Raw genomic sequence first — 19,042 nt, forward strand, 5'->3', positions numbered from 1 at the left:
TCCGCCACGCTCACTCCGCCGCGCCCAGGCTCCCACCATGAACGACGGCGCCACTCGCCGTCGTATCTTCCTTCAGCATCCAGCCCACCCGCTTGACCGTCCGGAGCATGACCGCACTTTCGACAATCTCCAGGCCGGGCACCTTCTGCTGCAGCGCCAGCTCAGCGGACATGACGTCTGCCAGCGTGTGCAGCCACATGATGATCACGAAGTTGGTGGGGCCGGTAGTGGAGGCGCTCAGCCGCACATTGCTGATGGTGCGGATCTCGGCGGCAGCTGCCTCGTGCTGGCCGGCAGGGACGTTCACGAACCACTGGCAGGTCACCGGAAACGACGAGTACCGCTGCGCGATTTCGCAGCGGAACGAGAGGATGCCGCTGGCCAGGACCCGGTTCAGCTGCCGCTGGACGGTGGCGGGATGGCGGCCAAGGGCACGGGCAATCTGGGCAGCTGTGGCACGGCCGTCCCGGGCCAGGAACGGCAGCAGGTCAAGGTGGCTCTGCGGAAGCTGCCCGGCAGTGTGCGCAGGCTCAACGCTTGCAGGTGGTCCGAGCGTGCGAAGGGTGGCCAGCTGGGAACGGTTGAGGACATTCAGCCGCCAGTCGTCCCCGCTGCTGTGCAGCCGGGTGCACAGGGCCACCTGGTACTTGGTCAACCCATCAATGGTCTTCAGGTGTGAAACCACCCGCTCGCTGAACTCCTCCAGTGAGCGGGTAATGACCGTCAGCATCAGGTCCCGGTTGCTCGCCGCCTCCTCCACCGTGACGATCTCTGGAACCGCAGCAAGCTGCGCCGTGACACTGTCCCGCCGGTTCATCTCGCAGTCAACGGCGACGTAGGCCAGGAGCATCTGCTTCGGGTCACCCGCCAGGTGGGCCGTCACCCATGCCGCCCCCTGCGACGTCAGGCGGTCCCAGCGGGCCGCAAGGGTGGTGGCATGCACGTCCAGCACCTTGGCAGCGTCAGCCCAGCCGAGCCTCGGGGATGCCTGCAGCACCTGGATCAGCGCAAGGTCGTCTTCACTGAGCTCCACCCAAACCATCCTTTTCCCTGCATGAATCCTGCCCGATATCGGCAGCCCGAGAATAATTCCTGCGCTTCACGGAAATGTGAACCACGCCACTTCAGAATAGTCCCCAAGCCCTGAAGCCCATTGCCAAGGAGTAACACGTGACCATAACCGCCGACGCCAAGGACCTGCAGGATGACCTGGTCCGCCTGCGCCACGACCTGCACCGGCAGCCGGAAATCGGCCTCCACCTCCCGCGGACCCAGGAGAAGGTCCTCAAGGCCTTGGATGGGCTCCCCTTCGAGGTCACCCTGGGCAAAGAGACGACGTCGGTCACCGCGGTCCTGCGTGGCGGCAGTCCAAGTGCCGGCGCACAGCCGCCGGCCGTGCTGCTCCGCGCCGACATGGATGGCCTGCCCGTCCAGGAGAAGACCGGCGTCGACTTCACTTCCCAGGCTGACGGCGCCATGCACGCCTGCGGCCACGACCTGCACACCACCATGCTTGCCGGAGCCGCGACGCTCCTGGCGGAGAAGCGGAACCAGCTCCAGGGCGACGTCGTCCTCATGTTCCAGCCGGGCGAGGAAGGGTGCGACGGTGCCAGCTACATGATCCGGGAAGGCGTGCTGGACGCCGCCGGCCCCCGCGTCCAGGCCGCCTACGGCATGCACGTATTCTCCTCACTGGAGCCGCACGGCACCTTTTGCACCAAGCCCGGCGTCATGCTCAGCGCCTCGGACGGGCTGGAAGTCACGGTACTCGGCGCCGGCGGCCACGGTTCGGCCCCGCACTCGGCCAAGGATCCCGTCACCGTGGCTGCCGAGATGGTGACGGCCCTGCAGGTCATGGTCACCCGCCAGTTCAACATGTTCGATCCCGTGGTCCTGTCCGTGGGGGTGCTGCACGCCGGGACCAAGCGGAACATCATCCCGGAGTCGGCCCGCATCGAAGCAACCATCCGGACCTTCTCCGAAGCATCCCGGCTGAAGATGATGGACGCCGTGCCCCGCCTGCTCAAGGGGATTGCAGCCGCGCACGGGGTGGAGGTCGCCGTCGACTACCTGCAGGAGTACCCGCTCACCATCACCAGCGAAGACGAAACCCACACCGCAGAGAAAGTGATCACCAAGCTTTTCGGCGAGCGCCGCCTCTCGCGCTGGGCCACCCCGCTCAGCGGCTCGGAGGACTTCTCCCGGGTACTGGCCGAGGTGCCCGGCACCTTCGTCGGTCTCAGCGCCGTTGCACCCGGCGCCGACCACTCCGCCTCACCCTTCAACCACTCACCGTACGCAACGTTCGACGACGCCGTGCTGGCCGACGGGGCCGCGCTGTACGCGGAACTCGCCATCTCACGGCTCGCCACGCTCTCACGGGCCGCGTAAGCGCCCCTCCCCTATCCGGCAGCAACGCTGCCCCCACCCAATAGACCAATGACCAGGAAGAACACCATGTCCGTTGCAGTAAGCAAGCCCCGGGCGGGGCGCATGTCCACCGCCAAGACCGTCGTCGGCACCGGCATCGGCAACGCCGTTGAATGGTACGACTGGGCTATCTACGCCACCTTCACCCCCTTCATCGCCAGCCAGCTGTTCAGCAAGGAAGACCCGGCGTCGGCCGTACTGTCCACCCTGGCGATCTTCGCCGTCGGCTTTGTCGCCCGGCCCTTCGGCGGCTTCCTCTTCGGCTGGATCGGTGACCGGGTGGGCCGGAAGACCTCGATGACCTTCGCCGTCGGCCTCGCCTCCCTCGGCAGCCTGATGATCGGCGTAGCCCCCACGTTCGCCAGCGTCGGCGCGTTCGCCTCGCTGATGCTGCTGGTGGCCCGGCTGGTGCAGGGCCTGGCGCACGGCGGCGAGCTGCCGTCGTCGCAGACATACCTGTCCGAAATGGCACCCAAGGAGCACCGCGGCTTCTGGGCCACCCTCATCTACACGTCCGGCACCGTGGGCATCCTGTTCGGCACCCTGCTGGGCGCCGTCCTGAACATGTCGCTGAGCACCGAGGCGATGAACGCCTGGGGCTGGCGGATCCCCTTCCTGATCGGCGCCGCCATGGGCCTGTACGCGCTGATCATGCGGTCGCGCCTGCACGAGACCGAGGCGTTCCAGGACGAGGCCGTCACCACCAAGCGCGCCCCCATCTGGCCGCAGATTGTCCGCTACCGCAAGCAGGCCATGCAGGTCATCGGACTGACCGTGGGCCTGACGGTCATCTACTACATCTGGGGCGTCGTGGCGCCCAGCTACGCCACCACCGCGCTGAAGATCGACCGCGGCGAGGCGCTGTGGGCGGGCGTGATCGCCAACATCGTCTTCATCGCAGCCCTGCCGGTATGGGGAAAGCTCTCGGACCGGATCGGCCGCAAGAAGGTCCTCTGGGCCGGCGCCATCGGCTCAGCCGTGCTGCACTTCCCCATGACCTGGCTGCTGAAGGACTCCGCGTGGCAGCTGGCCGTGAGCATGTCCGTGATGCTGATCTTCGTGGCCGCGAGCGCCGCCATTGTTCCGGCCGTGTACGCCGAATTGTTCCCCACCTCCATCCGCACCGTGGGCGTCGGCGTCCCCTACTCCATCTGCGTGGCCGTGTTCGGCGGCACCGCCCCTTACCTGCAGCAGTGGCTGGGCTCCTCGCTCGGGGCACCACAGGTGTTCAACATCTACGCAGTACTGCTCCTGGTGGTCAGCGCAGCGTTCGTGTTCACGATTCCTGAAACCAAAGGCAAGGACCTGACCCACTAGCTCCCGGCTTCCCGGATAAACATCCCCGGCGCGGTTTTCGCGCCGGGGATGTTTGGCGTTTCCAGGGATTCGCGGCGGCCAGGCCGGATGCCAGCCAGGCAGAGTGTCGGACTGGCTACGCGGCGGTGGGAAGCACCAGCAGATAGCCGGCGGCCAGCCCACTGCTCCAGCGGCGCGGTTCGCGGACCACGAACTGCGTGGCCAGCTGTTCGGGCGTGAGCAGCGCATTGGGCGCCGGCGACGGTCCCCACTGGCCGCTGCCGTATGGATAGAGCGGGTCGAGGACGTGGACGCCGGTCACCGGGAAGTCGGGGAACTGCCGGGGATCGCCCATTGATTCAAAGCCGCTCATCACCCAGGCATGGCGGCCGCTCCACATCACCAGGCCCACCGGCCTGCCCGTCTCAGTGATGGCACGGGCCGCGGTCCGCAGTGCCTCGTCATAGCCCGGAACGCTCACGACGGCGTACGGCCCCATCCCCGCTTCCGTCAGTACCTGCGCCCAGCCAAAGGGATTGGCACCGTTGAACGAGTCCGAGGAGTGGGCGCGGGCCCTCTCCCACAGCTCATTCTGCTGCGTGCGGTCGGCCCAGGTGCCGCCGCCGGTGTCGTCAATAAGGTTGTGCGCCATCTGGATGCTCGCTGCAACGCACCAGTCGAAGGTGTACTGCGGGACGAAGTCTCCTTCCCGGTACAGGTTGAGGGCGAACGGCTGCGGTGCGGGGGCCGGAGCCGGCGGGGCAGCCGAACCCGCCTCAGGTACCACCGCCGGGACCGGCACCTGCGGAGGAGCGAGGGCGACGTCGGCCGCATCCGGCGCGGAGCTTGCCGAACCGGCCGCCGTGGTGGACACCGTGGCGCCCGCCCCGGGCGAAGGGGCCGCGGATCCGGGCAGGGCCTGCCCCGGTGCCGCTGCCGGGGTGCACCCGGCGACCACGGCGGCCAGGGCTATGAGCCAGGCCAGAAGCCGGAGGCGGGCAGCGGTCATTCTCCAGTTCCTTCACGGTGGGCGGGCTTACCTGCTACCAGTCTCCTGCCCACGGCTCCCCTTGACTACCCCCGCCCACTTTCCCTACACTTTTCATAAAGCAGAATCTAAATTCCACAAAGCGGAAACGGTGACAAGGCCGGAAGCAAGGGAAGATAGATCAAAGCCCCTCCTCGGAAGGACCTACGATGACGTACACAGTGAACTGCTCCATCCTCCTCACGGAGCTGCCCCTGCTGGAGCGCCCCGCCGCAGCCAAGGCAGCCGGCTTCGACGCGGTTGAGTTCTGGTGGCCCTTCGAGTCCTCCGTCCCGGCGGACAGTGAAATCACCAGGTTCGAGAACGCCATCACGGACGCCGGTGTCCAGCTCACGGGCCTGAACTTCAACGCGGGCAACATGCCCGGCGGCGACCGTGGCCTGGTGTCCTGGAAGGGACGCTGCTCCGAGTTCAAGGACAACATTGACGTTGTGGCCGGCATCGGCGGCCGCCTGGGCTGCAAGGCCTTCAACGCCCTTTACGGCAACCGGCAGGACGAATTCACCGCCGAAGAGCAGGACGAGCTCGCAGCCAAGAACCTGGCTGCAGCAGCCGAAGGCGTGGCACCCATCGGCGGCACCGTGCTCCTCGAGCCCGTCAGCGGCGCACCCAAGTACCCCCTCCTCACCGCCGACGACGCCCTCAAGGTCATCGCCCGCGTCAAGGAGGAAACCGGCGTCGGCAACATCAAGCTCCTCGCCGATTTCTACCACCTGGCAGTCAACGGAGACGACGTCCAGGCCGTTATCGAAAACCACGCCAAGGACTTCGGCCACATCCAGATCGCGGACAACCCCGGCCGCGGAGCCCCCGGCACCGGCACCCTGCCGCTGGGCGAATGGATCGCCCGCAGCCGCGAACTCGGCTACGAAGGCTACATCGGCCTCGAATACAAGGAACCGCAGGAAACGGCCTTCAGCTGGGCCATCCGCGAGCGCGCCGCACGCTGACCACCGCCGCGCACCGGCATCACCACCAAGACTTTAGAAAGAGAACCATCATGAGCAACGTTGCAGTCATCGGACTCGGAATCATGGGCCTGCCCATGGCCATCAACCTGGTCAAGGCCGGCCACACCGTCACCGGCTTCAACCGCAGCCAGGACAAGATCGACAAGCTGGTCTCCGAAGGCGGCAAGGGCGCCTCCAGCATCGCTGACGCTGTCAAAGAGGCCGACGTCGTCATCACCATGGTGCCGGACTCCCCCGACGTTGAGGGTGTTGTCAGCGGCAAGGACGGCGTCTTCGCCAACGCGAAGCAGGGCGCCCTGTGGATCGACGCCTCCAGCATCCGCCCCGACGTCGCCAAGCGCCTGAGCGACGAGGCCCGCGAAGCCGGCATCCGCCCCCTCGACGCCCCGGTCTCCGGCGGCGAACAGGGCGCCATCGACGCTGTCCTGTCCATCATGGTCGGCGGCGACAAGCAGGACTTCGAGGATGCCCAGGACGTCCTGAACGCAGTGGGCAAGACCATCGTCCACGTGGGCCCCTCCGGCTCCGGCCAGACGGTCAAGGCTGCCAACCAGCTCATCGTCGCCGTCAACATCGAGGTCCTCGGCGAAGCCATCGCTTTCCTGGAGGCCTATGGCGTGGACACCGACGCCGCCCTCAAGGTCCTCGGCGGCGGCCTGGCCGGCTCCAAGGTCCTGGACCAGAAGGGCCAGAAGATGCTGGACCGCAACTTCGACCCCGGCTTCCGCCTGGCCCTGCACCACAAGGACCTGGGCATCGTTACCGCCGCTGCCCGCGAAGCCAACCTCGCCATCCCTCTCGGCGCCGTCGCCGCCCAGCTCGTCGCCGCCACCGTCAACCAGGGCGACGGCGCACTGGACCACTCCGGACTCTTCAAGCAGGTCCTGCAGCTCAGCGGCAGGAAATAGGCCGGCCACTAAACGGTGATTGAGCTTGTCGGTATCCAGGTTTCGACAAGCTCAACCAACAAACTTCGAAAGCCCGAACCGCCGGGCCTTCCTTCAGCACACCCAAAATCAGGTTTCGACAGGCTCAACCACCGGGCCAAACCACAAGCTTTCAAGGAGCACCCCATGAGCAAGATGCGTACCGTTGATGCAGCGGTGGCCATCCTGGAAAAGGAAGGCGCCATCGAGGCGTTCGGCCTGCCAGGCGCGGCCATCAACCCCTTCTATTCCGCCATGCGCGCCCACGGCGGCATCCGCCACACGCTGGCTCGCCACGTTGAGGGTGCCAGCCACATGGCCGACGGTTTCTCACGCGCCAAGGACGGCAACATCGGTATCTGCATCGGCACCTCCGGCCCCGCCGGCACCGACATGATCACCGGGCTCTACGCCGCCTGGGCAGATTCGATCCCCATGCTCTGCATCACCGGCCAGGCGCCGGTGGCCAAACTGCACAAGGAAGACTTCCAGGCCGTGGACATCGAGTCCATCGCCAAGCCGGTCACCAAGATGGCCATGACCATCCTGGAACCGGGCCAGGTTCCGGGCGCCTTCCAGAAGGCTTTCCAGCTGATGCGTTCCGGCCGCCCCGGCCCGGTGCTGCTGGACCTGCCCATCGACGTGCAGATGGCAGAAATCGAATTCGACATCGACACCTACGAGCCCCTGCCCGTCGAGAAGCCCAAGGCTTCGCGCAAGCAGCTGGAGAAGGCCTTGGACATGCTGCTCGCGGCCAAGCACCCGCTGATCGTGGCCGGCGGCGGCATCATCAACGCAGGCGCCTCCGCGCAGCTGGTGGCGCTGGCCGAGACCCTCAACGTTCCGGTGATCCCCACCCTGATGGGCTGGGGCACCATCCCGGACGACCACCAGCTGATGGCCGGCATGGTGGGCCTGCAGACCAGCCACCGCTACGGCAACGAGAACTATCTGCAGTCCGACTTCGTGATCGGCATCGGCAACCGCTGGGCCAACCGCCACACCGGTGGCCTGGAAACCTACACCGCCGGCCGCAAGTTCGTGCACATCGACATCGAGCCCACACAGATCGGCCGCGTGTTCTCACCGGACCTGGGCATCGCGTCCGACGCCGGCGCGGCGCTGGCCGGGCTGGTTGAGCTCGCCAAGGAGCGGGCAGCGGCCGGGTCCCTGCCGGACTACAGCGCCTGGGTTGCCGAATGCCAGGACCGGAAGGCCTCCCTGCACCGCAAGACGCACTTCGAGAACATCCCCATCAAGCCGCAGCGCGTGTACGAGGAGATGAACAAATCCTTCGGCCGCGACACCACCTACGTGTCCACCATCGGCCTGTCGCAGATCGCCGGCGCCCAGATGCTGCACGTCTTCGGCCCGCGCAAGTGGATCAACGCCGGCCAGGCGGGCCCGCTGGGCTGGACCGCCCCGGCAGCCCTCGGCGTCGCCCGCTCCAACCCGGACCAGACCGTGGTGGCGCTCTCCGGCGACTACGACTTCCAGTTCATGATCGAGGAACTGGCCGTGGGCGCGCAGTTCAACCTGCCGTACATCCACGTGGTGGTCAACAACTCCTACCTGGGCCTGATCCGCCAGTCGCAGCGCGGCTTCAAGATGGAGCAGAACGTCTCCCTGGCGTTCGAGAACATCAACAGCTCGCACCTGTCCGAGGACACCCGCGGCTACGGCGTGGACCACCTGAAGGTGGCCGAGGGCCTGGGCTGCAAGGCCGTCCGCGTGGAGGACCCCAGCGACCTCGCCGCGGCGTTCGACAAGGCCAAGGCGCTGATGGGTGAGTTCCAGGTTCCCGTGGTGGTGGAAGTGATCCTGGAGAAGGTCACCAACATCTCCATGGGTGTTGAAATCAATGCCGTGAACGAGTTCGAGGAACTGGCGGAATCCGCCGCCGACGCGCCCACCGCCATCCTGGCTCTGCAGGCCTAACCATGCGCATCGTGATTGCCCCGGACAAGTTCAAGGGTTCGCTGTCAGCCCCGGAGGTGTGCAGCCACCTGGAAAGGGGCCTGCAGCGCGGGGCCGGCGGAAACCTGGACATCGTCCGGATTCCGGTGGCCGACGGCGGCGAGGGCACCCTCGACGCCGCCGTCGGCTCCGGTTTCACCCGGCGCACGGCAACGGTCAGCGGGCCCACCGGACAGCCGGTGCAGGCGGACTTCGCGGTCCGGGGCCACGAGGCCGTGATCGAGATGGCGACGGCGTCCGGGCTTGCCCTGGTGCCAAGCGTCCGGAACGGCCGCCGTCCGGATTCGGCGGATGCCACCACGGCCACCAGCCTGGGCACCGGACAGCTCATCCGGGCAGCGCTGGACGCCGGCTGCCGTCGGATCATCCTCGGCGTAGGCGGAAGTGCCAACACCGACGGCGGCGCCGGCCTCCTGCAGGGCCTCGGCGCCAGGTTCCTGGACAGCAGGAACAACGAACTTTCCCCGGGCGGGGCTGCGCTGGCCAACCTGCACAGCATCGATTTCACCGATTTCGAGCCCCGCCTGGTGGACACCCGCTTTGTGCTGGCGTCCGACGTGGACAACCCGCTGCTCGGTGCCCAGGGCGCCGCGGCGGTCTTTGGTCCGCAAAAGGGCGCCGCGCAACAAGACGTCGGCATGCTCGACGCCGCCCTGGCCAGGTTCGTCGAAGTCCTGGCCAGGGAAATCGGATTCCGCGCCGTCAAGGCTGCCGAGGCTCCCGGAGCCGGGGCAGCCGGCGGGGTCGGCTACGCCGCCATCGCCGTCCTGGCCGCAACGCGGCGGCCGGGTATCGACGTCGTCCTTGAATTCACGGGGCTGGCGGACCGCCTGGCGGGCGCCGACCTGGTGATCACGGGTGAAGGCAGCCTGGACGAACAAAGCCTGCTGGGCAAAACGCCGATGGGTGTTGCCCGGGCAGCGGCGGCCCAGGGCGTTCCCGTCCTGGCCGTCTGCGGCCGGACCACCCTGGACCCGGACCAGGCCGCGGCAGCCGGGTTCGAGGACATCCATGCTTTGACGGCGCTCGAAACCGATGTAAACAGGTGCATAGCAGAGGCAGGGCCGCTGCTGGAGCAACTGGGCACCCAGATCAGTGCGGGGCTGGCGGCCAACAGGCCTGCCACCGCAAGTACCAAGGAGGACCTCCGTGTCTGAAGAACGCTTTGACCTCGTCATCCGGGGCCGGCGCATCCTGACCACCGCCGGCATCGCCCCGCGCGAAGTGGGGGTGCGCAACGGCAGGATCGTGGCCATCGAGCCACTGGGCAACGGCCTGGCCGGAGCCGAGGTCATCGAACTGGCCGACGACGAGACCCTGCTCCCGGGCCTGGTGGACACCCACGTCCACGTCAACGAGCCCGGCCGCACCGAATGGGAGGGCTTCGCCTCCGCCACCCGCGCCGCGGCAGCCGGCGGCGTCACCACCATCATCGACATGCCGCTGAACTCCGTCCCGCCCACCACCACCGTGGAAAACCTCAAGCTCAAGCGCGAAGTGGCCGAGGACCAGGCGTTCGTCGACGTCGGTTTCTGGGGCGGCGCCATCCCCGGCAACAAGGCCGACCTCCGTCCCCTGCACGACGAAGGCGTTTTCGGCTTCAAGTGCTTCCTCCTGCACTCCGGCGTGGACGAATTCCCGCACCTCGAGGCGGACGAGATGGAAGAGGACATGGCCGAGCTGAAGTCCTTCGACTCGCTCATGATCGTCCACGCCGAGGACTCGCACGCCATCGACCGCGCACCCCACCCGGGCGGGGACCACTACGAAACCTTCCTGGCCTCCCGCCCCCGCGGCGCCGAGAACAAGGCGATTGCCGAGGTCATTGAACGCGCCCGCTGGACTGGTGCGCGTGCGCACATCCTGCACCTGTCGTCGTCGGACGCCCTGCCCATGATTGCCAGCGCCAAACGCGACGGCGTCAAGCTCACCGTGGAGACCTGCCCGCACTACCTGACCCTGATGGCGGAGGAAATCCCGGACGGTGCCACCGCCTACAAGTGCTGCCCGCCCATCCGTGAAGCCTCCAACCGGGAACTGCTGTGGCAGGGCCTGCTGGACGGCACCATCGACTGCATCGTCTCGGACCACTCCCCCTCCACGCTGGACCTGAAGGACCTTGAGAACGGCGACTTCGCCGTGGCCTGGGGCGGCGTCTCGTCCCTGCAGCTGGGCCTGTCCCTGATCTGGACCGAAGCGCGCCACCGCGGCATCCCGCTGGAACAGGTGGTGTCCTGGATGGCAGAACGTCCTGCCAACCTCGCGCGGCTCACCAACAAAGGCCAGCTCGCCCTGGGCTATGACGCCGACTTTGCCGTGTTCGCCCCGGACGAGGCATTCGTGGTGGACGTGTCCAAGCTCAAGCACAAGAACCCCATCACCCCGTACGACGGCAAGGCCCTGTCCGGCGTGGTGCGCAAGACCTTCCTCCGCGGCGCCGCAGTGGACGGCCAGACCCCTACGGGCAGGCTGATCCGCCGCGGCGGCGTCTAGGGACGCGCCATGGCAGTGGAAGCACACCATCCCCGGACGGCTGTTCCGCACCCGGTCCATCAGCCGGTTCCGGCCAGGCGGGCCACCGCCCACGGGCTGGCCGTGTGGGTGGTTCCCGCCGAAGGAACCACCCCGGAACTCCTGCGCCACGCCGCCCAAATGGTCCTCGCCAGGGCCCTCGAAACTGCTCCGGAGGCGGAAGTCCATTGGCCTGCCGCCGGAGCCCCCACGTCCGGGGTCTCCGGCGGCACGGAAGGAGCCGCAGCCGACTCCTCTCGCGTTCCTTCCGCGGCGGAGAACCCCGGCGCAACCAGGCCCGACGGCGGCACTCGCCTGCCGCCGTCGGGCGGCCCCGTCAGCCGGGTCGCCGTGGACCTCGCCGCCGACTCCGTCCTGCTGGACGGCAGCCCGGTGGCGCTGACCGGCGTCGAATACAAGGTGCTGCGCTACCTGGTGACGCACCTGTCCCGCACGGTAGGCCGCGAAGAACTGCAGGATTTCCTGGAATCGCTGGATTTCCCCGGCGCCACCGCCCGTTCCATCGACGTCTACGTTGGCAGGATCCGCAAGAAACTGGGCAACGCCCGCCATGCCGTGGCCACTGTCCGCGGCGGCGGCTACCAGTTTGTGCCGGGCCCGCTCGCGGCCGTTCGGGGTCCGGCGGAATACTGCATATGACGCGCTGGTTTGTATCAGTAAGCGGTGACCCGCTTCACTTGATGTTTGGCCATCACTGACCGAGTCTTACAAAGGAACGCCATGAGCCCCACCCTGACCACCAAGCTTCAGCCCGGTACCCCGGCTCCTGATTTCACCCTCCGGGACGCCCAGGGCCGCGAGACCTCTCTGGCCGATTACCGTGGCAAGAACGTCATCGTCTACTTCTACCCGAAGGCCGCAACCCCCGGCTGCACCACGGAGGCCTGCGACTTCCGCGACAGCCTCGCCTCCCTCCAGGGCAAGGGCTACGAGGTAGTCGGCATCTCCCCGGACGCCCAGGAAGCCCTGGCCGGCTTCACCGGCGACTTCTCCCTCACCTTCCCCCTCCTCTCCGATCCCGACCACGCGGTTGCCCTGGCCTACGGCGCCTGGGGCGAAAAGCTGGTCCACGGCGAAATCCACGAAGGCATCGTCCGCTCCACGGTTGTGGTGGACCCTGAAGGAAACGTCACCCTGGCCCAGTACCAGGTGCAGGCCGACGGCCACGTCGCCCGCCTCAAGGAAGCGCTGGGACTCTAGACCCGCCACCCCTTCCCGCAGCATATCCGCGGACGCCCCGGCACCCTGTGTGCCGGGGCGTCCGGGCTTAAGCCGCAGTTTCCGCTGCCACCTGCGCATACGATGCCGACACCCGGCGGTAGACCGGAGCCAGGAAGGCCAGCAGTGCGGCCACGATCATGATGATCCCGGCCACCAGGAACACCAGGGCGATGCCGCGGGAGGTGCCCTCACCCAGGAGTGGTGCCAGGCGCGCGGCGCCTTCCGCGGACCGCGCGTACGGGATGATCCAGTACTGGGCCATGGGGGCGACTGAGGAACGCCGTGACGGGGGCGGCAGCGGACTCGAAGGCCATGGCGAAGCCAAAGACACGGCCCTGCCGTTCCAGCGGCACCACCCGCTGGATGACGGTCTGTTCAGCGGCCTCCACGAACGGCACCAGCACCAGGTACAGCCAGATCCCCAGGACGTAGAGCCACGCCCACTCCCTGAGCGTGAACACCGCCCCGAGCACCCCCATGGCCGCCACCGCAAGCAGCAGGGTCCGCAGCGGGTTGGCGCCGAGCCCGAATTTGCCAATCAGCGCGCCCCCTATGATGAACCCCGTGGATCCAACCGCAAAGACGGCGCCCCACATCTCCACGGAAAACATCTCCAGCCCGTAAGGGTCCATCAGCGCCATGTAGACGCCGCCGATGAAGTTGTTGAACGTGGAAAACACCATCAGCGCGAACAGCCCCGATATGGCCAGGACGGCAGTGAACGAACCCCGAAGGTCGAAGCCACCGTGGGCGTCCGATGCCGCCACCTGGACCTCCTCGGGCATCCGGAGCGTCAGGAGGTGCGCCGCAGCCAGCGCCGTGAGCACCAGCGCGACGGCGATGGTCCAGCCCATGCCCAGCAATCCGACCGAGAGTCCGGACAGCAGCGACGTGACAATGAACATCAGCCCCTGCACCATTCCCACCAGCCCATTGGCATTGGCCCGCCGCTCCGGCTCGATGAGGATGGTCACCGTGGTGGACAGGGCAATGTTCCGCAGGTTCTCCACCACGGCCCCCACCAGGATGACCACGGTGAAGATCCAGAACCACGGCCGCCCCAGGTCCAGCAGGGACGCGGCAGGCGTCAGCAGGAACATCACTCCTGACAGCACGAACATCCCCAGGGTGAAGGCGGCGGCGAACCGCATCACGGCCAGCTTCCGGTACCGGTCCACGAACGTGCCGAAGCTGATGCTGGACAGTGCAATCAACAGCATGTAGGCGCCACCCACCACCCCGGTGGCGATCACGTTGCGCGTCTCCAGGTACAGCCAGAACGTCAGCGCGAACCACAGGTAGCTGGTGGTGATGTTGGCCAGTGCGGTGTTCACCAGGATGCCGGCGAAGGTGCGGGAGCGTTCGCCCGGCGTTCGCAGGGAGGCGGCAACGGTATCCGGATCCGCGGCCGCACTGCCCGGTTCCTGCGGGGTCATGCGTCCCAGTGTAATGAGGGCCAGCGCGCGCCAACAGGGTGGAAGCCGGACTGGGAGGCGACTCGGGGCCGGAGGCGTCCAGGGTTAGCATCGCAGCATGGCCATTGAGGTGCGCCCCGCAACGGGCTTCGAGGACGTCAGGACCTTGGTGGGGCCCAAACGGCCCGACGCCACCGTCTGCTGGTGCCTGAGCTACCGCATCCCCCCACAGCAGAACGCGTCCTTGCGGGGCGAGGAGCGCGGGGAGCTGGTCAGGCAACTGGTGGCCCAGGATCCGCCGCCGGGCGTCGTGGCGTACGACGACGGCGAACCAGTCGGGTGGGCAGCGGTGCACCCTCGGGTGGACACCAGCTTCGCCCGGAACAGGCGGATTCCCCATGTCGACGGCCAGGACGCCTGGTCGGTCTGGTGCCTCCGCGTCCGTCCCGGCCACCGCGGCAAGGGAATCTCGCACCATCTGCTGGCCGGCGCCGTTGCCATGGCCCGCGCTTATGGCGCTCCCGTGGTGGAGGGCTATCCCGTGGACAACGGCGGCCACAAGGTGGACCTCACCATGGCATACGTGGGTACCCGCAAGCTCTTCGAGGACGCCGGCTTCACCAAGGCTGCGGACACCAGCTCGGTGCTCAACGGCTTCCCGCGGGTGCTGATGCGGCTGGAACTGGAGTAACCGCGCTACTTCCGGCGCCAGTACTTTCCCCAATCGATTTCCATGGCCCACAATGCCAGCAGCATCGCGTCCATGGTCATGAGTCCAGCCATCAGGTACGACCAACCGACAAACAAACTCACAGCAATCTCCTGACTATCCCCAGCCAATCGATTGCTGCTAAGTGTGGCACCTACAAGGCAGCGACGGAATGCCCTCCGCCCGCAGTCTTTAAAAGGGCCTCAAGCCTGTGGTGCGCCTCGGTCTCCAGCTTGAGCCGGTGGGTGAGTTTTTCCACCTGCCTGGACATGTCCTCGCCCACCTGCAGCCGGTCTCCGGGCCAGCTGGAGACCTCCCGGGATTCGGCGAGTGCCTGCTCCAGTTCCCTGGCAGCGGCCCGTACCTTCCGTGAGTGGAAGAGGACGCGCCGGAAGGCCCTGGCTTTGTCCATCCCGTTTTGTTTTACGTGTTCCATTGGCTTCCCCGCCTTCCGCAAACTGGCCAGCTTCCGCGCAGTCGTCGTCGTACCCTGTTCCTGGAAAGCTGCTGCGTTGTTTCGAGTGTGACCGGCGTTCCTCAACGTCCCGGCAAGCAGATCCCAAGATTTCCGCAAGATCGGGGGGCGTGGTTCCTGCACCACGCGTTTGTCAGCGACGTCACCAGAAACTGTGAAGCCTAAGACATGCCCTGTGCGCCTTAATACTGTAGAAGTAGAGCATGGTCTCTCCCTCCGAATCCCGCCGTGCGGTGGTCATCGAAGATGATCCGGACATCCGCGGACTGCTGGTCCGTGTCCTGGTCAAGCAGGGCTTCGACGTCACGCACGCAGGCGCCGGCCTGCCGGGCGTGGAGGAAGTCCGCCGGCGCAAGCCGGACCTGGTGACGCTTGACCTGAACCTGCCGGACCTTGACGGGCTGGAGGTGTGCAAGCTCCTGCGCGAATTCTCGGATGCGTTCATCGTGATGCTCACCGCCCGGGCAGACGAACTGGACAAGCTGACCGGCCTGGACAACGGCGCCGACGAATACATCAGCAAGCCGTTCAGCCCCCGCGAACTGCAGTCCAGGATCAATGCCCTGTTCCGGCGCCGGCCCTCCGCCGCCGCGGAATCGGCGGCCCGGGGCGAGCTGGAACGTGCCACGGAGGTGCAGCAAAGCCTCCTGCCGAAAGAGGACATCCGGGTGGACGGCTACGACGTGGCAGGCCTGTTCCGGCCCTCCCGCAACGTGGGCGGCGACTTTTACGACTGGTACCAGACCCCTGACGGGCTCCACCTGACCTTCGCCGACGCCATGGGCAAGGGCATGGGCGCGGCCCTGATCGCGGCCACCGTCCGCGCCGTCATGCGCTCCACCGGCCTGCGCCAGGACCTCGACGCCGGTTTCGCCTCCGCCAGCAAGGCGATCGCCACGGACCTGGACTCCTCCAACTCCTTCGTGACCCTGTTCCACGCCCGCCTGGACGCGGCGTCCGGCAACGTCAGCTATGTCGACGCCGGGCACGGCCTGGCACTGCACGTCCAGCCTGCCGGGCCGGCGGACCGCCTCCCCTCGGGCGGACCACCGGTGGGAGCCTGGCCGGGGACACAATGGCCGCAGGCCAAACTGGAACTGGCACCCGGCGACTCGCTGGTGGTGGTCAGTGACGGCGTGCTGGACGTCTTTGAATCGGTGGAGGACTTCACCGACGCCGTCCGGCGGGCCACGCAGTTGGCAGGTTCGGCGCAGGAAGCCACCAACGCCATCCTGGCCCTGGCTCCTGCAGAGACGGCCGAGGACGACGTCACGGTGGTCGTGGTCCGCCGCCTCCCCGAAGGCGTGGCCGCGTGACCCGCTTCTGGACCCGCCTGGTGGTGGTGCTGACCGTCCTGACCGGCCTGAACTACATCGCCTGGCGCTGGATGTCCTCGCTCAACTGGGACGCCTGGTGGATCGCCCTCCCCCTGGTGGCGGCCGAAACCTACAGCCTCATCGACGTCATGCTCTTCGGCATGACCGTGTGGAAGCTGAAGATCCGCAAGGGTGCGCCGGAGCCGCCGCACGACGCCACCGTGGATGTGTTCATCACCACCTACAACGAGGACCTGGACATGGTCCTCACCACCGCACTGGCGGCCCAGAAAATCCGGCACCCGCACAGCACGTGGATCCTGGACGACGGCGCACGCCCTGAGCTCAAGGCCCTCTGCGAAAAGCATGGCCTGGGCTACGTCACCCGGAGCGATGACTGGACCAAGGACCTGCCCCGGCACGCCAAGGCGGGCAACCTTAACAACGCCCTCATGGTCACCCACGGTGAGTTCCTGCTGATCCTGGACGCGGACCAGATCCCCGAGCCGGACATCCTGGAAAAGACCCTGGGCTACTTCAACAACCGCCGGGTGGCCCTGGTCCAGACGCCCCAGTACTTCAGCAATGTTCCTGCCAGCGATCCGCTGGGCAGCCAGGCACCGCTGTTCTACGGCCCCATTCAGCAGGGCAAGGACGGCTGGAACGCCGCCTTCTTCTGCGGATCCAACGCCATCCTGCGCCGCGAGGCCCTGATGCAGCTGGGCCTGGTGGGCTACGTCAAGGAGACCGAAAAGAGCATCCGCCGCGCCCTGGCCGCCTCCCGGGCAGCCATCAAGCAGGCCCGGAAGTCGGCGGACGTGGAGTCACCCCTGGTGGCGGAGGTCCTGGACGAGGTAGAGGCCGCCACCCGCGAAGCCCAGGAGGAAGTGGACGCCGGCCGGCCCCTCAGCGAAGTCACGTACCGGGTGCGCCGCCGCGTGGACGCCGCCGTGCAGACCCTGGTCCAGGCCGACGTCGCAGCCCTGCAGGCCGACCTCGAGGAAATCGCCGCGATGGAACTGGCCCATGTGGGCGAGTCCGGCGTCCCTGTGGTGGCGGACGACGCCGTGCAGCGGATGTCCGCCCGCGACTGGTCCCCCCTGGGTGCACTGGAATCCGTCCAGGCCGTGCTGGATGCGCTGACCGTGGAACGCAGCAACGAGGCACAGCCCGTCATGCCGCTGGCCACCATTTCGGTCACCGAGGACATGGCCACAGCGATGCGCATGCACGCCATGGGCTGGGAGAGCGTGTACCACCACGAAATCCTGGCGTATGGCCTGGCGCCGGAGGACATCGCCACCATGCTCACGCAGCGCCTCCGCTGGGCCCAGGGCACCATCCAGGTGCTGCTCCGGGAGAACCCCCTGGTGCAGAAGGGCCTCAAAATCGGCCAGCGCCTGATGTACTTCGCCACCATGTGGACATACCTCAGCGGGTTCGCCGCCGTCATCTATTTCGCGGCCCCGATCATCTACCTGCTGCTGGGCATTCTGCCGGTCAGCAGCCTCAGCTGGGACTTCTTCATCCGGTTCATCCCGTTCATGGTGGTCAACCAGCTGCTGTTCGCCGTGGCCGGCCGCGGCATCCCCACCTGGCGCGGCCAGCAGTACAGCCTTGCGCTGTTCCCCACCTGGATCAAGGCGTGCACGACAGCGGCCCGCAACGTCTGGTTCGGCCGTCCCCTCGGGTTTGCCGTCACCCCCAAGGCACGCCAAAGCGGTGGACCCAGCTGGAGCCTCATCCGGCCCCAGATCGTGGTGTCCATCCTGCTCGCCCTGGCCGCCGTCGTCGGGATTGTCCGCCTGGCCACCGGCCTGGCGGAACCGCTGGGCACCCTGGTCAACGTTGTCTGGGTGGTCTTTGACCTGGTGGTCATGAGCATCCTGGTCCGCGCCGTCCTCTACAAGGGGTACGAGCCGGCCGCAGAACCTGCAAACAGAGAGGAATCCTGATGGAGTTCAGTTATGAGGTCAAAGACTCGTACGCGGAGGTCAAGGCGGACGGGCGGCTGAACATGGTCTCCGCGCCCAAGCTGCGCGAGTTCGTGACGGACGTGATCGCGGGTGGGTCCAACCGGATCGTGGTCAACCTGGAAAACACGGCGTTCATGGATTCCTCTGGACTCGGCGCGCTGATCGGCTGCCTGAAGGCCGCCCGCCAGGCCGGCGGGGACCTGCGGATCGCCGCCGTCCAGCCCCAGGTGAACATGGTGCTGAAGCTGACCAGCATGGACAAGGTCCTCACCGCCTACCCCACGGCCGAGGAGGCGTTCAGCAATGACTGAAGTCCTGGCTTCGCGCAGCTTCCGGGGACCCGCCGCCGAGGACGCCATCGAGGCAGTCCACAACGACCTCGACAGCCTGTGGCTCGACGTTCCGTTCGTCAACGACATGGACCAGATGACGTTCACCACCGCGGTCATCGAGTCCGCGTCCAACATCGTCCAGCACGCCCAGCCCGCCGGGGACCGGGACGTGGAACTGGGTGTGGAGACCACCGTGCAGCCGGCCATGCTGCAGGCACGGGTCAGCGCCTACCACGCGAAGCCGCCGTTCGGCCCCATGGAGCCGGCCGTCCCCGGCGAGGACGCAGAGTCGGGGCGCGGGCTGGCCCTGATCGAGGCGCTGGTGACCACGGTGACCTTCGAACGCCAGGACGGCACCAACACGTGGGTCCTGTCCCGGACGTCGTCGCAGGACTAGGGACTCCCGAACCGCTTGACA

General features: G+C 67.1%; 17 protein-coding genes and 1 pseudogene. 14 read left to right on the forward strand and 4 right to left on the reverse strand.

Features of this window, described 5'->3' with window-relative positions:
• Window positions 1-10: 10 nt before the first annotated feature.
• The gene (locus AC1DIP_RS04860) at window positions 11-1,042 is read right to left on the reverse strand and encodes an Lrp/AsnC ligand binding domain-containing protein (RefSeq protein WP_476207472.1); all 1,032 of its coding nucleotides are present in this window, start codon (window positions 1,040-1,042) and stop codon (window positions 11-13) included.
• Window positions 1,043-1,170: 128 nt separating this feature from the next.
• Between AC1DIP_RS04860 and AC1DIP_RS04865 the strand changes: the two genes are divergently transcribed.
• Window positions 1,171-2,391, forward strand: coding sequence for a M20 metallopeptidase family protein (locus AC1DIP_RS04865; protein WP_477733044.1), 1,221 nt, complete (start codon window positions 1,171-1,173; stop codon window positions 2,389-2,391).
• A 66-nt stretch (window positions 2,392-2,457) separates the two neighbouring features.
• Window positions 2,458-3,747, forward strand: a complete 1,290-nt coding sequence (locus AC1DIP_RS04870) for an MFS transporter (protein WP_477733045.1) — start codon at window positions 2,458-2,460, stop codon at window positions 3,745-3,747.
• 115 nt (window positions 3,748-3,862) lie between these two features.
• Here the strand turns inward: AC1DIP_RS04870 and AC1DIP_RS04875 are convergent, their stop codons facing one another.
• Window positions 3,863-4,735 carry a hypothetical protein gene (locus AC1DIP_RS04875; protein ID WP_477733046.1) on the reverse strand — a complete coding sequence of 291 codons (873 nt, stop codon included), beginning with the start codon at window positions 4,733-4,735 and terminating at the stop codon, window positions 3,863-3,865.
• 188 nt (window positions 4,736-4,923) lie between these two features.
• Between AC1DIP_RS04875 and AC1DIP_RS04880 the strand changes: the two genes are divergently transcribed.
• From AC1DIP_RS04880 to bcp, 7 genes are all read left to right on the forward strand, one after another.
• On the forward strand, window positions 4,924-5,724 hold the full coding sequence (locus AC1DIP_RS04880; RefSeq protein WP_477733047.1) for a hydroxypyruvate isomerase family protein: 801 nt from the start codon (window positions 4,924-4,926) through the stop codon (window positions 5,722-5,724).
• Window positions 5,613-6,653, forward strand: coding sequence for a 2-hydroxy-3-oxopropionate reductase (locus AC1DIP_RS04885; RefSeq protein ID WP_477733048.1), 1,041 nt, complete (start codon window positions 5,613-5,615; stop codon window positions 6,651-6,653). The genes AC1DIP_RS04880 and AC1DIP_RS04885 overlap by 112 nt, the downstream gene beginning before the upstream one ends.
• Window positions 6,654-6,818: 165 nt before the next feature.
• Window positions 6,819-8,609, forward strand: a complete 1,791-nt coding sequence (gene gcl, locus AC1DIP_RS04890; protein WP_477733049.1) for a glyoxylate carboligase — start codon at window positions 6,819-6,821, stop codon at window positions 8,607-8,609.
• A 2-nt stretch (window positions 8,610-8,611) separates the two neighbouring features.
• Window positions 8,612-9,805 (forward strand): glycerate kinase, encoded by a 1,194-nt coding sequence (locus tag AC1DIP_RS04895; RefSeq protein ID WP_477733050.1) that lies wholly within the window; start codon window positions 8,612-8,614, stop codon window positions 9,803-9,805.
• Window positions 9,798-11,141 (forward strand): allantoinase AllB, encoded by a 1,344-nt coding sequence (gene allB, locus AC1DIP_RS04900; RefSeq protein ID WP_477733051.1) that lies wholly within the window; start codon window positions 9,798-9,800, stop codon window positions 11,139-11,141. Before AC1DIP_RS04895 ends, allB begins: the two co-directional genes overlap by 8 nt.
• Window positions 11,142-11,150: 9 nt before the next feature.
• The gene (locus AC1DIP_RS04905; protein WP_477733052.1) at window positions 11,151-11,819 is read left to right on the forward strand and encodes a winged helix-turn-helix domain-containing protein; all 669 of its coding nucleotides are present in this window, start codon (window positions 11,151-11,153) and stop codon (window positions 11,817-11,819) included.
• Between the two features lie 81 nt (window positions 11,820-11,900).
• The gene (gene bcp / locus AC1DIP_RS04910; RefSeq protein ID WP_476207491.1) at window positions 11,901-12,380 is read left to right on the forward strand and encodes a thioredoxin-dependent thiol peroxidase; all 480 of its coding nucleotides are present in this window, start codon (window positions 11,901-11,903) and stop codon (window positions 12,378-12,380) included.
• A gap of 67 nt (window positions 12,381-12,447) precedes the next feature.
• On the opposite strand, the pseudogene AC1DIP_RS04915 reads toward bcp, so the two are convergent.
• Window positions 12,448-13,837, reverse strand: a pseudogene (locus AC1DIP_RS04915) (MFS transporter).
• 97 nt (window positions 13,838-13,934) lie between these two features.
• Between AC1DIP_RS04915 and AC1DIP_RS04920 the strand changes: the two are divergent.
• On the forward strand, window positions 13,935-14,507 hold the full coding sequence (locus AC1DIP_RS04920) for a GNAT family N-acetyltransferase (RefSeq protein WP_477733053.1): 573 nt from the start codon (window positions 13,935-13,937) through the stop codon (window positions 14,505-14,507).
• A gap of 172 nt (window positions 14,508-14,679) precedes the next feature.
• Here AC1DIP_RS04920 and AC1DIP_RS04925 read toward each other — a convergent pair whose 3' ends face one another.
• Entirely contained in the window at window positions 14,680-14,961 is a 282-nt protein-coding gene (locus AC1DIP_RS04925; protein ID WP_477733054.1) for a hypothetical protein, read from the reverse strand.
• A 242-nt stretch (window positions 14,962-15,203) separates the two neighbouring features.
• Here AC1DIP_RS04925 and AC1DIP_RS04930 point away from each other — a divergent pair, with 242 nt between their 5' ends.
• The 4 genes from AC1DIP_RS04930 to AC1DIP_RS04945 are packed head-to-tail and all read left to right on the forward strand — an operon-like array spanning window position 15,204 to window position 19,021.
• On the forward strand, window positions 15,204-16,316 hold the full coding sequence (locus AC1DIP_RS04930; RefSeq protein WP_476207497.1) for a SpoIIE family protein phosphatase: 1,113 nt from the start codon (window positions 15,204-15,206) through the stop codon (window positions 16,314-16,316).
• The gene (locus AC1DIP_RS04935) at window positions 16,313-18,271 is read left to right on the forward strand and encodes a glycosyltransferase family 2 protein (protein ID WP_477733055.1); all 1,959 of its coding nucleotides are present in this window, start codon (window positions 16,313-16,315) and stop codon (window positions 18,269-18,271) included. Before AC1DIP_RS04930 ends, AC1DIP_RS04935 begins: the two co-directional genes overlap by 4 nt.
• Window positions 18,271-18,603, forward strand: a complete 333-nt coding sequence (locus AC1DIP_RS04940) for an STAS domain-containing protein (protein WP_141945622.1) — start codon at window positions 18,271-18,273, stop codon at window positions 18,601-18,603. The genes AC1DIP_RS04935 and AC1DIP_RS04940 overlap by 1 nt, the downstream gene beginning before the upstream one ends.
• Complete coding sequence (locus tag AC1DIP_RS04945) at window positions 18,596-19,021, forward strand: ATP-binding protein (protein WP_159629873.1); 426 nt, start codon at window positions 18,596-18,598, stop codon at window positions 19,019-19,021. Before AC1DIP_RS04940 ends, AC1DIP_RS04945 begins: the two co-directional genes overlap by 8 nt.
• Window positions 19,022-19,042 lie beyond the last annotated feature (21 nt).

Source organism: Pseudarthrobacter sp. 05T312, from assembly GCF_056396685.1.